The sequence below is a fragment of the Parasphingorhabdus sp. genome (genome assembly GCF_036568145.1).
Classification (GTDB): Bacteria; Pseudomonadota; Alphaproteobacteria; order Sphingomonadales; family Sphingomonadaceae; genus Parasphingorhabdus.
In genome coordinates, this window is the sequence record NZ_DATCTC010000001.1 from 40,347 (window position 1) to 61,606 (window position 21,260).

12 protein-coding genes are annotated in these 21,260 nt (G+C 54.8%); 5 read left to right on the forward strand and 7 right to left on the reverse strand.

Features of this window, described 5'->3' with window-relative positions; genetic code table 11:
- The first annotated feature begins 46 nt into the window (after positions 1 to 46).
- The 5 genes from VIN76_RS00210 (at position 47) to VIN76_RS00230 (ending at position 6,221) form a co-directional block, all read left to right on the forward strand.
- On the forward strand, positions 47 to 1,135 hold the full coding sequence (locus VIN76_RS00210) for an efflux RND transporter periplasmic adaptor subunit (RefSeq protein ID WP_332039798.1): 1,089 nt from the start codon (positions 47 to 49) through the stop codon (positions 1,133 to 1,135).
- Between the two features lie 36 nt (positions 1,136 to 1,171).
- Positions 1,172 to 4,267, forward strand: coding sequence for an efflux RND transporter permease subunit (locus tag VIN76_RS00215; RefSeq protein ID WP_332039799.1), 3,096 nt, complete (start codon positions 1,172 to 1,174; stop codon positions 4,265 to 4,267).
- A gap of 143 nt (positions 4,268 to 4,410) precedes the next feature.
- Positions 4,411 to 4,944, forward strand: coding sequence for a peptide-methionine (S)-S-oxide reductase MsrA (msrA, locus tag VIN76_RS00220; RefSeq protein WP_332039800.1), 534 nt, complete (start codon positions 4,411 to 4,413; stop codon positions 4,942 to 4,944).
- A 24-nt stretch (positions 4,945 to 4,968) separates the two neighbouring features.
- The gene (locus tag VIN76_RS00225) at positions 4,969 to 5,844 is read left to right on the forward strand and encodes a UTP--glucose-1-phosphate uridylyltransferase (RefSeq protein ID WP_414696236.1); all 876 of its coding nucleotides are present in this window, start codon (positions 4,969 to 4,971) and stop codon (positions 5,842 to 5,844) included.
- Positions 5,845 to 5,912: 68 nt separating this feature from the next.
- Positions 5,913 to 6,221 carry a DUF6726 family protein gene (locus VIN76_RS00230; protein WP_332039801.1) on the forward strand — a complete coding sequence of 103 codons (309 nt, stop codon included), beginning with the start codon at positions 5,913 to 5,915 and terminating at the stop codon, positions 6,219 to 6,221.
- Positions 6,222 to 6,332: 111 nt separating this feature from the next.
- On the opposite strand, the gene VIN76_RS00235 is transcribed toward VIN76_RS00230, so the two are convergent.
- The 7 genes from VIN76_RS00235 to rplJ form a co-directional block, all read right to left on the reverse strand.
- Positions 6,333 to 7,397: a M48 family metallopeptidase gene (locus VIN76_RS00235; protein ID WP_332039802.1), complete on the reverse strand. Its 1,065-nt coding sequence runs from the start codon at positions 7,395 to 7,397 to the stop codon at positions 6,333 to 6,335.
- 9 nt (positions 7,398 to 7,406) lie between these two features.
- A complete protein-coding gene (locus VIN76_RS00240; RefSeq protein WP_332039803.1) occupies positions 7,407 to 8,102 on the reverse strand; it encodes a LysE family translocator in 696 nt (231 codons plus the stop codon).
- Positions 8,103 to 8,232: 130 nt separating this feature from the next.
- Complete coding sequence (gene rpoC / locus VIN76_RS00245) at positions 8,233 to 12,579, reverse strand: DNA-directed RNA polymerase subunit beta' (RefSeq protein WP_332039804.1); 4,347 nt, start codon at positions 12,577 to 12,579, stop codon at positions 8,233 to 8,235.
- Positions 12,580 to 12,644: 65 nt separating this feature from the next.
- A complete protein-coding gene (rpoB, locus tag VIN76_RS00250) occupies positions 12,645 to 17,060 on the reverse strand; it encodes a DNA-directed RNA polymerase subunit beta (protein ID WP_414696237.1) in 4,416 nt (1,471 codons plus the stop codon).
- A gap of 341 nt (positions 17,061 to 17,401) precedes the next feature.
- Positions 17,402 to 19,795 (reverse strand): putative bifunctional diguanylate cyclase/phosphodiesterase, encoded by a 2,394-nt coding sequence (locus tag VIN76_RS00255; RefSeq protein WP_332039806.1) that lies wholly within the window; start codon positions 19,793 to 19,795, stop codon positions 17,402 to 17,404.
- 280 nt (positions 19,796 to 20,075) lie between these two features.
- A complete protein-coding gene (gene rplL, locus VIN76_RS00260; RefSeq protein WP_332039807.1) occupies positions 20,076 to 20,450 on the reverse strand; it encodes a 50S ribosomal protein L7/L12 in 375 nt (124 codons plus the stop codon).
- Between the two features lie 42 nt (positions 20,451 to 20,492).
- Positions 20,493 to 21,005 carry a 50S ribosomal protein L10 gene (gene rplJ / locus VIN76_RS00265; protein ID WP_332039808.1) on the reverse strand — a complete coding sequence of 171 codons (513 nt, stop codon included), beginning with the start codon at positions 21,003 to 21,005 and terminating at the stop codon, positions 20,493 to 20,495.
- Between the last annotated feature and the right edge of the window lie 255 nt (positions 21,006 to 21,260).

Consider the following 21,260-nt stretch of genomic DNA (forward strand, 5'->3'; position numbering starts at 1 on the left):
CGTTGCAATTCGCAATTTTTTGTTTGTCAGCGCAGTCTGGCGACTTATGAAGGGCCGGGGAATAGGGGGACTAGAGCAGAAAATGCCGGTGCGTTATCGTAAATTATTAGTGTTTGGCATCGCCGCCGCCTTGGCCGGGTGCAGCGGAGCAAGCACGGAAGACAAGCCGAAAGAGCAAGCCGCTATTCCTGCCGCGACGGCCAGGGTCCAGACTGCCGCCCAGAATAAAATCATCACCGCCGCCGGCACAGTGCGTCTGCGCCGGGAAGTGGCATTGGGCTTCACCACTTCCGGTCAGGTCGCGGTGGTCCACTATGACGAGGGCGACCGGGTCAAACGCGGGGCTGTTCTGGCTGCGCTGGACAAAAGCACCGTGTCCGCCGATCTGGAATCCGCCCAGGCCGAGCTGAACCGGGCACAGGCGGAATATGACCGGATAAAATCCCTTTATGACGATGGCTGGATAACCAAGGCGCGGCTGGAACAAGCCGAAGCGGCAACGCTTTCCGCCAAGGCCCGCGTGAACTCCAGCAGCTTTGCGAGCCGCACCGCCAATATTGTGGCCCCCGGCGATGGCATCATCCTCAGCAGGGATATTGACGCAGGTCAGATTGTCTCTGCCGGACAAACGGTCATGGTGCTGGGGGAACTGGACAAGGGTTTCGTTCTGAAAGTGCCATTAACGGATGTCGATGCATCCCGCGTCCGCGTCGGTATGCGCGCCAAGGTTTCGGTGCCCGCCATATCCCGCGATCCCATCGACGCGGTGGTGAGCGAAAAAGACGGACGGGCGGACGAGCGGACGGGGACTTTTGAACTCAGCTTTCGGCTGCCTGCCAATGACCGGCTGCGTTCCGGACAGCTTGGAAGCGCGGCTATCGAGGTTTCACGCGACCATAACGGGGCGGTAACCATCCCCGCAACCGCGATATTTGGCGTGCGCTCCGACGAAGGGCTGGTCTTTGTTGTCGATGGCAATAACCGCGTGAAGCAGCGCAATGTCACTGTCGGGGAGCTTACCGACGATGCTCTGGAAATCATATCGGGCCTGAAAGACGGAGAGGTCGTTGTTTCCCGCGGGGTTGAGAAATTACGCGATGGCGACCGGATCAAGCCGGTCAGCACCGCGAAATGATGACCGCCGCAATCATGCACGAGAATATCTTTTAGGATGCTGGCAGAGTTTTTCATAAGACGTTGGCAGTTGACGATTGTGATGTTCATCCTGCTCGCCGTCATGGGCGTCAACGCGCTTATGAACATCACCCGCGCGGTGGACCCGCATTTCCCGATTCCGGTCGTCAATATCATTGCCGTGCTGCCCGGTGCCGATGCTCAGGATATGGAAGAAACGGTCGCCAAACCGATCGAGGAAGTGGTCCAGGGGCTGGACGATATTGTCGAGGTCGAATCGACCAGCACCGATGGCGGAACGATGGTCAATGTCGAATTCAGCAACTGGTCCGGCGATGTTGACGGCTATTTCGACGATGTGGTCCGCGAAGTATCGGCCATTCGCGACCAGCTCCCCCCCAATCTGCAACGGCTGGAATTCCTGAAAGTCCGCACAACAGAAGCGGCTGTCGTCCAACTGGCGCTGGTCAGCGAAAATGCGTCATGGCGGCGGATGGAAAAATATGCGGATGACCTGTCCGACAATCTGACCCGCTATAAAGGGGTCCGCCAGTCCCGGATATTCGGCTTGCCCCGTCCAGAGGTCAGCATCGCAATCAACCCGGCGCGCCTGTCCGAACTGAAAGTCCCGGCCAGCGCGGTTGCCGACGCCGTGCGCCAGGGGGGGATGGAATTGCCCGGCGGCGCGGTCCAAAGCGGTGGCCGCCGGTTGAATGTCGAAGCGGGCGGCGCGTTTCGTGATCTGGACGATATCAGGAGGCTGCCGCTACGCGCCGCGGATGGAACATTGTTGACGGTTGACGATGTTGCCGACGTGGAATGGGGCTCGGAGGAACAGATTTACCGCACGCGGCACAATGGCAAACGGGCCATATTCCTGACGGTCACGCAAAAAGACGGTATCGACGTGACCCGGCTGAAAGCCCAACTGGATGAGGAAATAAAGAAGCATCAGGAAATATTGCCGCCCGACATCAAACTGATCGAGCAATTTGACCAAAGCCGTGATGTCAAAAAGCGGCTAAGCGAACTGACCCGCGATTTTGCCGTTGCCATTGGTCTGGTGATTTTCACCCTGTTACCACTGGGTCCGCGCGCATCCGGCATCGTGATGATATCCATCCCGCTCTCTCTCGCTTCGGGGCTGCTGGTCATCTATGCGATGGGCTATAATCTTAACCAGCTCGCCATTGCCGGATTCATTGTCTCGCTGGGCCTGTTGGTCGATGACAGTATCGTTGTGACCGAAAATATTGCCCGCCATTTACGCATGGGCAAAAGCCGGGTGCAGGCGGCGATAGACGCCAGCCTGGAAATCCGTACAGCCGTTATCGGTTCCACTCTGGTGCTGGTTTTCGCCTTTGTGCCCTTGCTGTTCCTGCCCGGAGGAGCGGGTGCCTATACCGAGTCCTTTTTCGTGTCGATCATGGTCACCGTGGCCGCATCCCTCGTCATTTCGCTGTCCCTGATCCCGTTTCTGGCCAGCCGGATGCTACGCCGTGACGAAGACCCGGAAGGCAACCCCGCGCTGCAATGGATAAACAATAAAATCCAGACCTTATACCGCCCAGTGCTGCACATGGCGCTGGGTGCGCCGTGGAAAACCGTTATCATCGCCATGACGCTTTGCCTGTCGGCCTTTGCGCTGGTGCCGAGCATGGGCTTTTCCCTGTTCCCCTATGCCGATGCCCCCTATTTCCGCGTCTCAGTGGAAACAGAGCAAGGCAGCAGCCTCGATCAAACCGACATTGCGGTCAAACAAGTCACCGAAATATTGAAAACCGAACCCAGCATAAAGGTCCGCGCGGAAAATGTCGGCAACGGCAATCCGCAGGTTTTCTATAATATCGGCCCCCGTGCAGAGCGCACCAACTATGGCGAGGTGCTGGCCGTACTGGACGAATGGAAATCGAAAGAGGGCGAAGCGCTGGTCAACCGCCTGAGACCGCAATTTGACCAGATTGCCGGCGCACGGGTGAAACTGGAACTTTTCCAGAATGGCGCCCCTGTGGAAGCGCCCATCGTCATCCGCATTTCCGGTCCCGAACTGGATATATTAAAGCAACTGGCCGCGCAGGTCGCAGGGATTTTGCGCGATACCGAGGGCGCGAGGGACGTTAAAAACCCGATAGCCACCGACAAGATCGACCTTGATATCGGGCTGGACGAACGCAAAGCGGCCTTGCTGAATATTCCGCCCGGCGAAGCGCGCCGCGCCATCAGATTGGCTTTAAGCGGGGAGCGTGCGGCCACGTTCCGCGATACAGAAGGGGACAATTATCCGGTAACCGTCCGCTTGCCGCTGGATGAAAACCAGCCTGTTTCCGCACTGGATGACATTTATCTGGCTACACGCAGCGGCGATCCGGTCCCGCTATCCCAGGTCAGCAACCCGCATCTGACCAACGTGCCGCCGCAGATCCAGCGCTTTGAATTACAGCGCTCTGTTTCGGTGACGGCGCAGGTCGATTATCGTGGTATTCCTGCAAATGTGACCGACGCGGCGGTTGAGGAAATCAGCAAGATCGATTTTCCGGACGGCTATGAATATTCTATCGGCGGCGAAAGCGAAGCAATTGACGATACATTTGGCGATTTCGGACCCATTATCGCGGCGGCTTTGCTTTTGATCTTTGCGGTACTGGTCGCCGAATTCCGCCGGTTCCGTGAAACAATCGTGGTCGCGGGTGTTATTCCGCTCGGCACATTTGGCGGTATCATCGCCCTGTTTGTCACAGGCAACAGCATGGGATTCATGGCGATCATCGGGTTTATCGCGTTGATCGGAATCGAAATTAAAAACTCTATCCTGCTGGTCGATTTCGCCACCAAATTGCGCGAGCGCGGAATGCCGCTGAGAGAAGCGATCGAGGAGGCTGGCGAAGTGCGCTTCTTGCCGGTTCTGCTGACCTCCGTCACCGCGATAGGCGGGCTTATGCCGCTGGCGCTGCTGGGCGGGGCGCTTTACGCACCGGTTGCCATCATCATCATTGGCGGCCTGATAAGCTCGACCCTGCTATCGCGCATCGTCACCCCGGCCATGTACTGGCTGATCGCCCGGCGCGATGCAGAGCGCCGCGAGGCCAGGGCAAAGAATGACGCAGCCGCCCCCGACGAACCGGCATCCGCCTGAAACCGCAGCGTGAAATTTGGATGATGTCCCTGATCTGATATGGCGAGGACAGGCGCAGGACTGACAGCGCCTTATATATCTGCAAGACATACTTATCTAAAAGACATACAAAGCCTGATACAATGCCCCCAAAGGAGTTTAACATGACCACACAGGAAGCAATTTTTGCCGGTGGCTGTTTCTGGTGCACCGAAGCGGTGTTCAACGATATTGCCGGTGTCCGGAGCGTCGAAAGCGGCTATATCGGCGGCAACGTGCCAGACCCCACCTATCGGCAGGTCTGTTCCGGAACGACCGGCCATGCAGAGGCTATTAAAGTCGCTTTTGACCCCGATATCGTCAGCTATGACGACCTGCTCGACATATTTTTCGCCACCCATGATCCGACCCAGCTCAACCGGCAGGGCAATGACATCGGAACGCAATATAGATCCGCTATATTCCCGTTGGACGAGGATCAGCGCGCAGCGGCCAGCGCCGGTATAGAACGGGCCGCCGCAGAAAGATCGGAAGCCGTTGTTACTACTATAGAAGGACCGGCAACCTGGTACGAGGCGGAGGATTATCACCAGCAATATTGGGCGGATGAAGGGCGCAGCAATCCTTATTGTATTGCAACCATCCCGCCGAAACTGCAAAAGCTACGGACGAAATTTGCGGATAAATTAAAGGATTAAACTAATTCCCATGGGCCGATTTTCATGAAACCGATCAAGAAAGCCGTCTTTCCCGTGGCCGGTATGGGCACACGTTTCCTGCCCGCGACCAAGGTCATGCCCAAAGAGCTGTTCCCCGTTGTTGACCGGCCGCTGATTCAATATGCCGTCGATGAAGCATTGGAAGCCGGGATCGAGCAGATGATCTTTGTCAACGGGCGCGGCAAGGGGATGATCGAGGACCATTTCGATATCGCTTATGAGCTGGAACGGACGATGGCCGACCGCGACAAGGATGCCTCGATACTGGAAGGAACCCGCCTCTCCCCGGGTAACAGCGTGTTCGTGCGGCAGCAGGAGCCACTGGGGCTGGGCCATGCGATCTGGTGCGCGCGTGATATTATCGGGGATGAACCTTTTGCCATCCTGCTGCCCGACGAGTTCATGGTCGGCAGTCCCGGCTGCATGAAGCAGATGGTGCAAGCTTATGAACAGCTTGGCGGCAATATTGTCTGTGCGCTGGAAATCCCGATCGAGAAGACACCATCCTATGGCGTGATTGATCCGGGCAAGCGTGAAGGAGCGATTACCGAGGTTAAGGGACTGGTGGAGAAACCCGCCGCCGGAACCGCGCCATCCAACCTGATATTGCCGGGACGCTATATACTGCAACCCGAAGTCATGCGGATATTGGAAACGCAGGAAGCGGGCGCCGGCGGAGAAATCCAGCTTACCGACGCCATGGCGCAATTGATCGGGAAACAGCCTTTTCATGGCATGACCTTTGATGGCGCACGCTATGATTGCGGGTCAAAGGCCGGTTATGTCGAGGCCAATCTGGCGCTGGGGCTGGCGCATCCCGAAATCGGCAGTGATATTCGTGCTGCGGCAGAAAAATTACTTGCAAGACCAGCGGGTTGATACGCGAACGGTCATGTTCATGTCTTCTTCATTGGCCAAAGCGCACACCATCACCTGAGGAATTGACCATGACATTCATGCCCCTGACATCCATGCCCCCGATGCGATTATCGTCGATATTCTTGCCGGCACTCGCCCTCACCCTGCTAAGCGGCTGCACGGTCGGTAAAATCGTGACGGCCCCGATCAGGGTCGCTGGAACAGCCGTGGAAACAGCGGTTGATGCCACGACCCAGACCCAGTCCGAAAAAGAGGAAGATCTTGGCCGCCGCGTCCTTGCCGAGCGCAAGAAAGAGCTGAACGCCTGTCTGGACCGCGCCGAAACCAAGGCAGAGCGCAAGCAGTGCAAAGATGCTTATGAAGATGATGGCTATTAAGCCAGATAAAGACCGTTAGGGGTGAGCTTGTCGAACCACGGCTCTATAATTTGCGATCTATCAAGGCCCTAGCCACCCTTTGACAGGCTCAGACTAAACGGGAGCGGGAGTTTACTGGGCCATCCCCGCTAATAAAGGCGGCGCATATTTGCCATCTAACGGCTTCATCTCCGCCATTTTGGCCATTTCCTCCTCGAACAGCTCCACGCGCTTTTTCCAGCGGTAATGCGTCGATGCAGAGAAAATACCCTTGTCATATTGCTGCCCATAGCGGGTCCAGAACCGGACCGCGGATTGCGGGTCATAGCCCGCATTGGCCATCAGCCAGACCGAGAGCCGGTCCGCCTCTATCTCGGTCGCTTTGATCCGTCCGGCGCTCTTGCCAAACTGGCCAAAAAAGCCACGATTAACCCCTTGATCGTCCAACCGTTCGCGGTGATCCAAAAGATTATGGGCAAGCTCGTGGGCCGCAATGGCGGCAAGCTCGCCCTCATCCAGCACATATTCCGCAAGGGTTGATGAAATGCTGACCATTTTGCCGTCCGCCGCAGCCTCGCGGTCATCGCTGACCCGGATTTGAAACTGGCTGGGGCATGTCTGTACCGGTTTAAGCTCGATATCCTGCTCCACCCCGCCGCGTATGACCGAAAGCATCATACTGCCATCCGCGGCTGCTTTGGCCAGCATCGCACCTATGGTCGCAATCCGTCTATATTCCGGCTGTTCATCGTCCAGCTTTTCGGCGTCTATCGCTACGTCCTCAACCGCTATGCCGTCCACTGCGATCAGGCCATCACCGACCTGCACTCCGGCCTCTGCTGCGGGGCTGCGCGGGGCAACCGCGTTTACCGCGATGTCACTGGCGAAACCATGGGCAAAGCGGGCCGCGGCGCTGTCACCATATTGCTGTATGTCGTGCAGCAGCAGGCCCGTATTCGGCACGGTTTCTTTGCAATAGGCCGCGTTGGCCGAAACCAGCCTATATCCTGCGGTATGAACACGCTGGTCAAGAAGTTGCAGCGCTTTCAGCGCCAGCACGGATTCCGACTCAATCGCCTGACTCGCGTTGTTTTGCGCGGCTTGCGGGGCCGCGTCCTGCTCTCCAACAGTGGCCAATGTTGGAAATGGCAGCGCGGCGGCGAGCAAGGCAAGGCAGAAAGGCAAAATACGCATCATAGACTCCATTTACTCCATCCAGCCTTTCACACCCTTGAACGCCAGATCAACGCCGCTCTCTTCAAGATTGAGATAAGCCATGATGATAGCAACCGCAATCAGCACAAAAGCCGCGACATATCTGAATGCATCCTGCACCTTGTCCGCACTCCCCAAATGGCGCGAACGCGATGCCAAGGCCGCGTAAAAGGTCAGGCCTGCTGTTTCGGTAAAGATCGTCAGCCCCGCCAATGTCCCGAACTGCAGCCACAAATTGCCCATCGGATCTACGAAAGGCGGTATGATGACGGTATAGAAAAACAGCGCTTTCGGATTGGACAGATGAACCGCCAACCCGCTTAGGAACCCGCGCTTGAAACTCGCTGCTTTGGCGGCAGATTGATGGACAAGGCGCTTACTCGCACCATGCAGCATTGCCGCACCAAGAAACGCCAGATAAGCCACACCCAACCATCGCAATACCGCATAAGCCGTCGGGAAAGCCTGGATCATCGCGATCAAGCCAAAAGCGGTCAGCGCATACCAGATGAAATTGCCAATATTGATCCCGGCAATCGGTCCCAAAGCTCCCCGCATCCCGCCCTGCTTTCCGGCAGGCAAAGCGTGGCTGACCGTCACCATGGTTGCCGGTCCCGGCGTAAAACAGAATGTCAGGTCTGTAATCAGAAAAAGCATTATGGTTTCGAGCGGCATATCGTCGATCACTCCCCTCCCGAAATCCGGAACTCTAATCACATAGATTGAAAAACCGAATGTGAAACATCAAAAAAAGCCCCTCCGAAAATAACTTCCGGAGGGGCTTTTTTAACTCAGCCATGACTGGAACGATCAAGAATTATTTCTCGTCTTCGCCCTCACCGTCTGTGACAACATCGCCCAGCGGAGTATCGCCAATCGCTGCATCAGCATCCTGCGCCAGTTCAGCCTCATGCTGTTCCGCGGCATTATCGGCAGCGACCAGAGTTTCTTCGACTTCTACCGGAGAATCGAAAGCATTATCAGCGGCGCTGGAAATATCCGCTGCTTCTTTTGCTTTCAATTCCTGGGCAGCAACCATGGCATCGACCATTTTCTGCTGCTGTGCACGAAGAGCAGCATCACGGCTGGTAGCCGCAATCCGTGCCCGGTTCATGCCCGCGCCCGTTCCTGCCGGAATCAAACGCCCAACGATGACGTTTTCTTTCAGGCCGACCAGTTGGTCCTTCTTGCCTTCTACCGCCGCCTGGGTCAGCACCCGCGTGGTTTCCTGGAAAGAGGCCGCCGAGATGAACGAACGTGTTTGCAGGCTTGCCTTGGTAATACCAAGCAGAACCGGCTTACCTTCGGCAGGAATCTGCTTCTTGGTCAGCTTTGCATTATATTCCATCATCTCTTCAAGATCGACTTGTTCGCCGGGAAGAAGCGTGGTGTCACCGCCATTGGTGATTTCAACTTTCTGCAACATCTGACGAACAATCGTCTCGATATGCTTATCGTTGATTTTCACGCCCTGCAGACGGTAAACTTCCTGAATTTCCGCAACCAGATATTCAGCCAGAGCTTCAACACCCATCACTTCAAGAATATCATGCGGGTCAGGTGAACCGGAAACCAGGTTATCGCCTTTCTTCACGAAGTCGCCTTCCTGAACGTCGATAACTTTCGTCTTCGGTACCAGATATTCTACTGGTTCACCTTCCTCTGGAACAATCGCAATCTTGCGCTTGGCTTTATAGTCGCGCAGATATTCAACGCGGCCATCGACCTTCGCAATGATTGAATTGTCTTTCGGAATTCGTGCTTCGAAAAGCTCGGCAACACGGGGAAGACCACCGGTAATATCACGGGTTTTCGCAGCCTCGCGGGACACACGCGCGATAACATCGCCCGCCTGTACTTCCTGACCGTCATTGACCGACAATGTCGCGCCATTGGCCAGCAGGTACCGTGCCGTTTCACCGCTATTCTCGTCAAGCAAGGTCAAGCGAGGACGCAGATCTTCCTTGTTAGCGCCGCGGCCCGATGCCCGATATTCGGTAATCACACGCTGTGCGATACCGGTCGCCTCATCGGTCTGCTCGGTCATCGTTTTGCCTTCGATGACGTCCTGATATTTGATGATACCCGGTTTCTCGGTAATCACTGGCATGGTGAATGGATCCCATTCGGCCAGACGATCGCCCAGTTTCACCTTCGCACCATCCTTGATCAGCACGTTGGCACCATAAGGAAGCTTGTCGGCAGACCGCTCCCGGCCATCATTGTCGATCACGGCAATAATGCCGGAGCGAGCAAGCGACAGGAAACGTCCGTTCTTGTCTTCGATGACAGGCATGTCGCGATACTGGACCGTACCTTCGGCTACGGCCTCCAGATTGGACTGCTCGTTAAGCTGTGCCGCGCCGCCGATGTGGAAGGTCCGCATCGTAAGCTGCGTGCCCGGCTCACCGATCGACTGTGCCGCAATAACACCAACGGCTTCACCGATATTCACCGGCGTTCCGCGTGCAAGGTCACGGCCATAGCATGTGGCACAAACCCCCATTTTGGATTCGCAGACCAGTGGCGAGCGAATACGTGCGGACTGGATGCCCAGATCTTCGATCACCTTGATGGCAGCTTCATCCAGCAACGTGCCGGCTTTGATCACAACCGTGTCGTCTTTGCTGTCAACGATATCTTCGGCCATGGTCCGGCCCAGGATACGCTCACCAAGCGACGCGATAACCGAACCGCCCTGAACGATGGCTTTCATTTCCAGCGCATTTTCGGTGCCGCAATCGGTTTCGACAATCGTACAGTCCTGTGAAACGTCAACCAGACGCCGCGTCAGATAACCGGAGTTAGCGGTTTTCAGAGCGGTATCGGCCAGACCTTTACGCGCACCGTGGGTCGAGTTGAAATATTCAAGAACCGTCAAACCTTCTTTAAAGTTCGAGATAATTGGCGTTTCAATAATCTCGCCAGAAGGTTTCGCCATCAGTCCGCGCATACCGCCCAGCTGCTTCATCTGTGCTGGGCTACCACGCGCACCGGAGTGGCTCATCATGTAGATGGCGTTGATCTCGCGCTCACGGCCGTTCTCATCCAGAGGCGTCGCGGCCAGTTCTTCCATCATGGCATTCGCAACCAGGTCACCACAGCGGCTCCAGGCGTCGATCACCTTGTTATATTTTTCCTGCTGCGTAATCAGACCGTCCTGATATTGCTGTTCGTAATCAGCAACCTGAGTACGCGTAGCTTCAACCGTCTTATCCTTGGAATCCGGAATGATCATATCATCCTTACCAAAGGAAATACCGGCTTTACACGCATAGCGGAAGCCAAGGTTCATGATCGCGTCTGCAAACAGAACCGTGTCTTTCTGGCCAGTGTGACGGTAAACCTGGTCAATCACGTCGCCGACTTCTTTTTTGGTCAGCAAGCGGTTCACGATGTCGAACGGAACCTTGTGTGATTTTGGTAGACATTCCGCGATCAGCAGACGGCCCGGAGTGGTTTCGAAACGCTTGAGGATGGGGTTGCCTTCCTCGTCGGTTTGCGGAACCCGGGTGGTGATCTTGGAGTGCAAGGTCACAGCGCCGATTTCAAGTGCCTGATGCACTTCGGCCATGTCAGCCAAGAGCATACCTTCGCCCGGCTCGCCCTTGCGGTCCATGGTAAGGTAATAGATACCAAGCACCATATCCTGAGAAGGAACGATAATCGGCTTACCATTGGCTGGTGACAGGATGTTGTTGGTGGACATCATCAAGACACGGGCTTCCAACTGCGCCTCAAGGCTCAGTGGAACATGGACAGCCATCTGGTCACCGTCAAAGTCGGCGTTAAACGCGGAACAGACCAGCGGGTGAAGCTGAATAGCCTTACCTTCGATCAATACCGGTTCAAATGCCTGAATGCCCAAACGGTGGAGCGTGGGCGCACGGTTCAGCATCACGGGATGCTCGCGGATCACTTCCTCAAGGATGTCCCAGACTTCCTTACGCTCTTTTTCGACCCATTTTTTGGCCTGTTTAAGCGTCATCGAAAGACCCTTGGCGTCAAGGCGCGCATAGATGAACGGCTTGAACAGTTCCAAAGCCATTTTCTTTGGCAGACCACATTGATGCAGCTTCAATTCAGGGCCGGTCACGATAACCGAACGACCGGAATAGTCGACGCGCTTACCGAGAAGGTTCTGACGGAAACGCCCCTGCTTGCCTTTCAGCATGTCGGAAAGCGATTTCAGCGGGCGTTTATTAGCGCCGGTAATGGTGCGGCCACGGCGGCCATTGTCGAACAGCGCATCTACCGATTCCTGCAACATGCGCTTTTCGTTACGGACAATAATATCCGGCGCGCGCAGTTCCATAAGGCGTTTCAGACGGTTATTCCGGTTAATCACACGCCGGTAAAGGTCGTTAAGATCCGAAGTAGCGAAACGGCCACCGTCCAGAGGCACCAGCGGGCGCAGTTCGGGCGGGATCACCGGAATGATTTCAAGGATCATCCATTCCGGTTTATTACCGGATTCGATGAAACTCTCGACAACCTTGAGGCGTTTGATGATCTTCTTGGGCTTCAGCGTCGACTTGGTCGTCGCCAATTCCTCAAGCAAGTCAGCTTTTTCACGCTCAAGATCCAGATCCTGCAACATGATCTTGACAGCTTCAGCACCAATACCGGCAGAGAAAGCATCCTCGCCATATTCGTCCTGTGCTTCGAGCATCTCGTCTTCGGTCAACAACTGGAATTTTTCCAGAGCGGTCAGGCCGGGCTCGATAACCACATAGCTTTCGAAATAAAGAACCCGCTCAAGCTGTTTAAGCTGCATGTCGAGCAGCAAGCCAATACGGCTAGGCAGGGATTTCAGGAACCAGATATGCGCCACAGGAGCGGCCAGATCAATATGACCCATACGTTCCCGGCGAACCTTGGTTACCGTGACTTCGACACCGCATTTTTCGCAGACGATGCCTTTATATTTCATGCGCTTATATTTACCGCACAGACATTCGTAATCTTTTACAGGGCCAAAGATACGCGCACAGAACAGACCGTCACGTTCTGGTTTGAACGTCCGGTAGTTAATGGTTTCCGGCTTTTTGATTTCACCGAATGACCAGCTACGAATGCGCTCTGGCGACGCAAGGCCGATTTGAATCTGGTCAAATGTTTCCGGCTTTGCGATCGGGTTTGCGAAATTTGTTACTTGGTTCATTTTTTCTTCCTTCGGGGCCTATGCCCAAAAATTGAAATGCTGGGGCGGGAGTGAGTTTAAACTCCTCACTCCGCCGCTATCGCTACTCCGTCATCATCACCGTCTTCATCTTCGTCACCAAAGCTGGAGAGTTCGATATTAAGACCAAGAGAACGCATTTCCTTGACCAGAACGTTAAAGCTTTCCGGCACACCGGCTTCAAAAGTATCGTCGCCCTTGACGATTGCTTCATAAACCTTGGTCCGCCCGATCACGTCATCCGATTTGACCGTCAGCATTTCCTGCAACGTATAAGCTGCGCCATATGCCTGCAGCGCCCAGACTTCCATTTCCCCGAAGCGCTGTCCGCCAAACTGGGCTTTACCGCCCAGTGGCTGTTGCGTGACGAGAGAATATGGTCCGATCGAACGGGCGTGGATCTTGTCATCAACCAAGTGATGCAGTTTGAGCATATAGATATAGCCCACTGTCACTTTACGGTGGAATTTGTCACCGGTCCGTCCGTCATACAGGTCCACCTGACCGCTGCGATCAAGTCCGGCGAGTTCCAGCATGTCGGAAACATCACTTTCATGGGCACCGTCAAACACTGGCGTTCCCATGGGCACACCGTTGCGAAGATGGCCAACCATCTCGATGATTTCCGCTGTATCACGCGAGTCAATATCCTCATGATATTGTTCACCGTAAATGGCCTTGAGCCGCTCTTTCACCGCGTCGGGCGGAGGTGCCGCCTGTGGATCGGGATTGGCCAGTCTCCATTCTTCCAGAGCTTTCGTCACCTGTTCGCCCAAACCGCGTGCGGCCCAGCCCAAGTGGGTTTCAAAAATCTGTCCGACGTTCATACGTGATGGCACACCGAGCGGGTTCAACACGAGATCAACCGGCGTTCCGTCTTCAAGAAACGGCATGTCTTCCTGTGGAAGGATGCGGGAGATAACCCCCTTGTTTCCGTGACGGCCAGCCATTTTATCGCCGGGCTGCAACTTACGTTTTACAGCGACGAACACCTTGACCATTTTCAGAACACCCGGAGACAGTTCGTCACCACGTTCCAGTTTCTCGCGGCGATCTTCAAAGCGTTCGTTAATTTCCTTGATCGCTTCGTCATATTGCGCACGGGTCGCTTCGAAATCGGACTGAACCTTGTCGTCTTTGACGGCGATTTTCCACCAATCGACATTTTCCAGTTCGGCCAGGCCTTCCTCGGTGATTTCAGCGCCCTTCTTCATCGGTTTTGGCGCGGAAGTCGCCGTCTGGCCGATCAGCATGTCTTTCAGGCTGTTGAAGGTCGCGCGATTCAGGATGGCGCGTTCGTCATCACGGTCCTTCGTGAAGCGCGCGATTTCTTCGCGTTCGATCGCCAGCGCACGTTCGTCCTTGTCGATGCCGTGGCGGTTAAACACACGAACCTCAACCACAGTCCCCGCAACACCGGGAGGCAGACGCAGCGATGTATCGCGGACGTCTGATGCTTTTTCACCAAAGATCGCGCGAAGAAGCTTTTCTTCCGGCGTCATCGGAGATTCGCCCTTGGGTGTAATCTTGCCAACAAGAATATCGCCCGGCTCGATTTCGGCACCGATGTAAACGATACCTGCTTCGTCAAGGTTCCGCAGAGCCTCTTCACCGACATTCGGAATATCGCGGGTAATGTCTTCGGGGCCGAGTTTTGTATCGCGGGCCATGACTTCAAATTCTTCGATATGGATCGAAGTGAAGACATCGTCTTTCACGATACGTTCGGAGATGAGGATACTATCCTCGTAGTTATAGCCGTTCCAGGGCATGAAGGCGACGAGGCTGTTTTTGCCCAGTGCCAGTTCACCCATATCCGTTGACGGACCGTCAGCAATGATATCGCCCTGCTGAACAATCTCGCCCACTTTCACCAGTGGACGCTGGTTGATGCAGGTATTCTGGTTGGAGCGCTGGAACTTCTGGAGACTATAGATGTCCACACCGGATTTTCCGGCCTCGACCTCGCCCTGGGCGCGGATCACGATACGGGTCGCATCGACCTGATCGACAATACCGCCGCGCCGCGCACCAATTGCAGCGCCGCTGTCACGGGCTACGGTTTCTTCCATGCCGGTTCCGACAAACGGTGCCTCTGCCTTAACCAAAGGCACAGCCTGACGTTGCATGTTCGACCCCATCAGGGCGCGGTTGGCGTCATCGTTTTCCAGGAACGGGATGAGCGAGGCCGCGACAGACACAAGCTGTTTCGGCGACACGTCCATAAGGGTAATCTGCTCACGCGGGGCGATCAAAAATTCGCCCGCTTCACGAGACGACACCAGCTCTTCCACAAAGCTGCCATCTTCGGTCAGCTCTGCGTTGGCCTGCGCCACAGTGTGCTTCTGCTCTTCCATGGCGGAGAGATACACAACATCATCGGTAACCTTGCCGTCCTTGATCTGGCGATAAGGTGTTTCGATAAAGCCGTATTTATTCACGCGGCTGAATGACGCCAGCGAGTTGATCAGACCGATGTTTGGACCTTCAGGCGTTTCAATCGGGCAGATACGGCCATAGTGGGTCGGGTGAACGTCGCGCACTTCAAAGCCGGCACGCTCACGGGTCAGACCGCCTGGCCCAAGCGCCGACACACGGCGTTTATGGGTAACTTCGGACAGCGGGTTTGTCTGATCCATGAACTGGGACAGCTGCGAGCTACCGAAAAATTCGCGGACCGTTGCAACAGCCGGTTTGGCGTTAATCAGATCGTTCGGCATCACGGTGGATACGTCAACGCTCGACATACGCTCTTTAACCGCACGCTCCATACGCAGCAGGCCAACGCGGTACTGGTTTTCCAGAAGCTCACCCACCGAACGCACACGCCGGTTGCCCAGGTTGTCAATATCGTCGACTTCGCCCTTGCCGTCTTTCAGATCGACGAGGGTTTTGACAACGGCCAGAATGTCTTCCTTGCGCAGGACTGTATAATCATCCGGCGCATCGAGATCGAGGCGCATATTGAGTTTGACACGGCCAACGGCGCTAAGGTCATAGCGGTCAGGATCGAAAAACAGGCCTTCGAACAATGCTTCAGCCGTTTCACGGGTTGGCGGTTCGCCGGGGCGCATGACACGGTAAATATCGGACAGCGCATCATCGCGGTTTTCAGCCTTGTCGACCTTCAGCGTGTTGCGGATCCAAGGACCGGTTGTCACATGGTCAATGTCGAGCAGCTCGAGCTGGTCAATGCCGGCAGCGTCCAGCTTCTCAAGATTCTCGACCGTCACTTCGTCACCGGCCTCGATATAAATCTCGCCGGTTTTTTCGTTAATCAGGTCAAAAGCGCTGTAACGGCCGAAAATTTCCTCGGTCGGAATAACGACATTTTTCATGCCATCTTTTTCAGCCTTGTTGGCACTGCGCGGTGTGATCTTGGTGCCGCTGGCGAAAACAACTTCGCCGCTGTCGGCATCGACAATATCAAATGTCGGCCGCTGGCCACGCCATTGCTCCGTAACGAAAGGAATGGTCCAGCCGTCTTTGGCGCGCTTGTAAACAATGCGTCCGTAAAATTCGTTGAGGATATCCTCTTCGGAAAAGCCCTGTTTCAATATGCCGGTGATTTCCGCGCTCTTGGTCTGACCTTCGTCTTCAATCTTGCCATGGATTTCAATCGCACCCATGGGCTCTTTGATCGTAATGCGGCTGCCGTCGATGTCCACGATCTCGGCTGGCTGTTTCATACCGGAAACGCGCACCATTTCACCAATGGCGAAAGGTGGCTTTTTCTCTTTCACTTCGATGATCGCATCACCAAGCGAACGCAGCAGCGCCGTTACCGGTAGCTTGCGCTTGCGGTCGATACGGACGTTGACGATATCTTTTGCATCAAATTCAAAGTCGAGCCACGAACCACGGTAAGGAATGACGCGGGCAGCGAACAGGAACTTGCCTGACGAGTGGGTTTTGCCGCGGTCATGGTCGAACAGAACACCGGGCGAACGGTGCATCTGGCTGACAATAACGCGCTCTGTGCCATTGATGACGAACGTGCCGTTCTTGGTCATCAGCGGCATGTCGCCCATATAAACGTCCTGCTCTTTGATATCGAGAACGGAGCGCGCTTCGGTTTCCGGATCGACTTCAAAGACGATCAGGCGCAGCGTCACTTTCATGGGCGCTGCATAGGTGATGCCGCGCTGACGACATTCCTCGACATTATATTTGGGATCTTCGAGCTGGTAGTTGACGAAGTCCATTTCGGCGGTGCCGGCAAAATCGCGGATCGGAAAAACGCTGCGCAGCGTTTTTTCAAGACCGGAAACATAGCCAATCGAAGGATCGGAACGCAAAAACTGTTCGTATGATTCGCGCTGGACCTCGATCAGGTTCGGCATTTCGATGACTTCATGAATGTCGCCAAAGATTTTGCGGATACGTTTTTTGCGGGTCGGGGTGAGAGCTGTTGTCTTTACCGAAGATGCTTTCGTCGCCATGTATTTTTGCCTTCTCGCCATCACCGGATTTGCGCGCCTTATGAAGCGGTTAGCCGGTGGAAAATCATCATGTGGGGCGCTCCAGAACAAAAAGCCACGAGCCCTCATACCCGTCGTTCCGGGGCGGAGAGTCGCAGCCTATAGCGTCCTGAAAACCGGTCAGATTTCATTTCTTTTGGCGCGCTGCGCAACTGCACGCCCTGTCTCGAAATCTGTGGTGAACGACGTATATAGAAACTTGTTGGATTTAGGTCAAGGGACCTGTGGGCAGATCAGGCCATCCATTCGTGAATGGTCCCGGCTTTTACAGTCATTGGCCCAGCACTGGCGCCTTAGCCAGCATTAAACCAATGACTGGTGTTTCAGCCTGCTTTTCTGAGCGGCGCAGTTTTCCCGTGCCCGGCCATCTGTTCGCCAATCTCGCGCAGCTTGCCTTTCCTGGTCACGTCCGTTTCCGCCCGGTCCACGACATCGGAAGCCGGAACCGCTTTGCTGAACAGATAGCCCTGCACCTGGATGCAGCCCTCTTCTTTCAACTGGTTAAGCTGGTCGCTGCGTTCCACGCCTTCGGCTGTTGTGACCATGCCAAGGCTGGTTGCCAGACCGGTGACTGCACGGATAATCGCCCGGCAATCTTCACGGCTGTCCACCTCTTCAACAAAACAGCGGTCGATTTTGATTTTATCGAACGGAAAGCTGCGCAGATAGTTCAGCGAGCTATAACCCGTGCCGAAATCGTCCAGGGCTATCCGCACGCCAAGGGAGCGGATTTTGTGGAGCAGTTCCACGTTCGACTGGTTGTCATTCATCAGGACGGATTCGGTGATCTCCAGTTCCAGCCGATGCGGAGCAACACCCGTCGCGGCCAAGGCATTGACGATGGTCGGCATCAGATTGGGGCTTCGCATCTGGGCCGGTGACAGGTTGACAGCGACGCTAAGATGTTCGGGCCAGTTGGCGACCTCGTACAAGGCGGAGCGCAAAACCCACTCGCCCAGCTGAACGATCAGTCCGGTATCCTCTGCCACGGGAATGAATATATCGGGCATGATCAGCCCTCTTTCACTATGGTGCCAGCGCAGTAACGCTTCATAGCCTATCGTCTCGTTGCTTTCGATATTGACGAGGGGTTGGTAAAAAAGCTCCAGTTCATTGCGTTTCAACGCTGCGCGCAAATCCAGCTCGATATTACGCCTGTCCTGAACCGCTTCATGCATGGACTGGTGGAACATGGATGCACAGCCGCGGCCATTTTCCTTGGCATTATACAGCGCGATGTCGGCATGTTTCAAAAGCTCTTCGGAATCATTGCCATGATCGCGGGCGATGGCAATGCCTACGCTCACCCCGATTCCGACGGCCTGGCCTTCCACCATGACCGGCTCGGACAATTTGTCGATCAGCTCCCCCGCCCTTCGCTGCACAGCCTCTTCGGAATCGATATTGCGGAAAGAAATCGCAAATTCGTCCCCGCTCAGCCGCGCGACAAGGTCTTCCATGCCGATATTCTTTTCCAGGCGGTTGGCAACGGCTTTCAGCACAAGGTCCCCTGCGCCGTGGCCCAATGTGTCGTTGATGGTCTTGAAATGGTCGAGATCAAGATACAGGACCGCAAGTTTCTGGTCCGGTTTCATACGGCCAATGGACCGTTGCAACGACTGTTTGAACAATACCCGGTTGGGAAGGTCGGTCAGACTGTCGAAATGGGCAAGATGCGCGACCCGTTCTTCCGCCAGCTTGGCGCTGGTAATATCGGCAGCAACACCGCGAATATGATCGCTCTGTCCCTTGCCAGCCTTGAGATGACGGCCAGACAGCTTCCACCAGCAACGCTCTCCGTTCAGTTTGATAGGAACGTGAATATCACGAAAGGTTTTCCCGGACGACAGACATTGTTCAAGCTGGTTACGCTCGGTCGATTCCTCGAAAAGGCTGACCAGCGGAAGGTCGCGCAGGTCACGGATTTGCATATTCACCGCCGTTGCAAAGCGGGCAGACGGATTCACGATCAGGTGATTCTCATCCACTTCCCACAACCAGTCAGAGCTTTGCTCGGAATAATCATGCAGCAACAACCGCACTGTTTCTGCGGCAGTTTTCAGCTTAGCTCCATGCACATGACGCTGGACAAAGTTAAAGAAGAATAGCCGGTAAATATAGTCGATGCTGAGCGCAAAAACCATCAGCAAGGCAACGGTGGTGATCGCAGCCGACTTTGCGGCGACCAGAAAAGCGATGGAATAAACCACCGTGGTTATCGTCAGATTATAGGTCTGGGCACGCGGCACGCTGCCAAAGATAAATCCGCCAAGGATCAGGCTGCCAAGCGCAATCAGCGCCATGTCCATAGTATAGGGAAGTTGCCCGAATGCCAGCGGGATCGCGGTGATGCAGCTAAAGCCGAGTGCGGCCAGAATACTTTCTGAATGAATGGCCTTGATCGACTTACTAACATTTAAAAGATCGGCATCGATTCTGGCCTGACGCCGGAAGTTGCGGAGCATCACGAACAGCGAGATGGCGCTATAGAAAGATCCCACCGCGATAAAAACAGGGTCAGCATAGAGGACCAGCTTGACCATTATATACAATGTAAGCGGCAACACTGCCAAAGACCCGATACGGGATAATTGACCAATAGACTTCAATTGTTCCCGCGCGACCAAGTCTGTTAACTCGGGGTCGCCGTTAATTTTGAAGTTCCACACCTTTTTCTGCATTTCCAGCAGGCGCTGGAGCGTTATTGTCTCGCCCATTTTATTATGCGTCCCATGTATTCCCTCATCCTGTACATCGTTGTAAGTATATTTTATTTGAAACAGGTTAATGGACAAAGATCGCTAGATTTTTGGCGGATTTCAGCAAAGCCCAGCGCCATAAGGACATGGGAATATCTGCCCGATATTAACCCGGGCGGGCGAATCACCCGGGATAGAATTTCCGGCACAGAAAAAGGGCGGCCTCCAACCGGAAACCGCCCCTCATTCTTTCAAACATTGTCGCCGCTGAACCGGGTCCAGCATGGCGATATGCTGTTTACTTCAGTTCGACGGTACCGCCGGCTGCTTCAATCTTCGCTTTGATTTCTTCAGCTTCAGCTTTGGCTACGCCTTCTTTAATCGCTTTAGGTGCGCCTTCGACGAGGGCTTTCGCATCGGTCAGGCCAAGCTGTGTGATGGCACGGACTTCTTTGATCACCTGGATTTTCTTGCCGCCGTCGCCGGTCAGGATCACGTCAAATTCGGTCTGCTCTTCAGCAGCTTCACCGGCGCCTGCAGCAGCAGGACCAGCAACTGCAACAGCAGCCGCAGCAGATACGCCCCACTCTTCTTCAAGAGCTTTGGACAGTTCAGCCGCTTCCATCACGGTCAGTTTCGACAGTTCTTCAACCAATTTAGCAATATCAGCCATTTTAATTACTCCAAATTTCTAATTAATTTAATTACGTGTAAATCACTCACCCGTAGCGGCATAGGCGCCGACTACACGTGCAAGGCTTCCGGCCGGCTCGACAAGAACGCGCGCGATTTTGGTTGCTGGTGCCTGAAGCAGGCCAACAATCGTACCGCGAAGTTCGTCAAGCGAAGGCATGGAGGCCAGGGACTTAATGCCAGCTTCGTCCAGAAGGGTATCACCCATTGCGCCGCCAACAATTTCAAGATTTTCGTTGGTTTTTGCAAATTCGACTGCAATTTTTGCAGCCGCCACCGGATCATCCGATGTGGCAAGAGCGACAGGACCAGACAGCAAATCAGCTATCGGGGCATAGTCGGTTCCTTCCAGAGCGAGTTTGGCAAGGCGGTTTTTAGAGACTTTGAAGCTTGCACCAGCCGCACGCATCTTTCCGCGCAGCTCAGTAGACTGGGCAACGCTAAGACCCAGATTGCGTGTCACCACAACAACCCCGGCCTGCTTGAAAGTCGCGTTCAGCGCAGCAACGGCTTCGGTCTTTTGACCACGATCCATATTTTGCTCCTTCACGTGGGCTTTGGCCGAAACCAGAACCCATTACTTACATTCCGCCACGCTGAACCAGCCAGCATGACGAGCGAAAGGTCAGACAAAAGTCCAACCGTATAATCCGAAGGGGGGTTTTTGCCGCTATAACCATGTTACAAGGAACATGATCCGCGTACCGATGGGCCTATACAAACATGGCCCATTAAAAACTGATCCCCGTCTAGGCTGGAAATTAAGAGGGTCAAATCACCCTCACCTGCT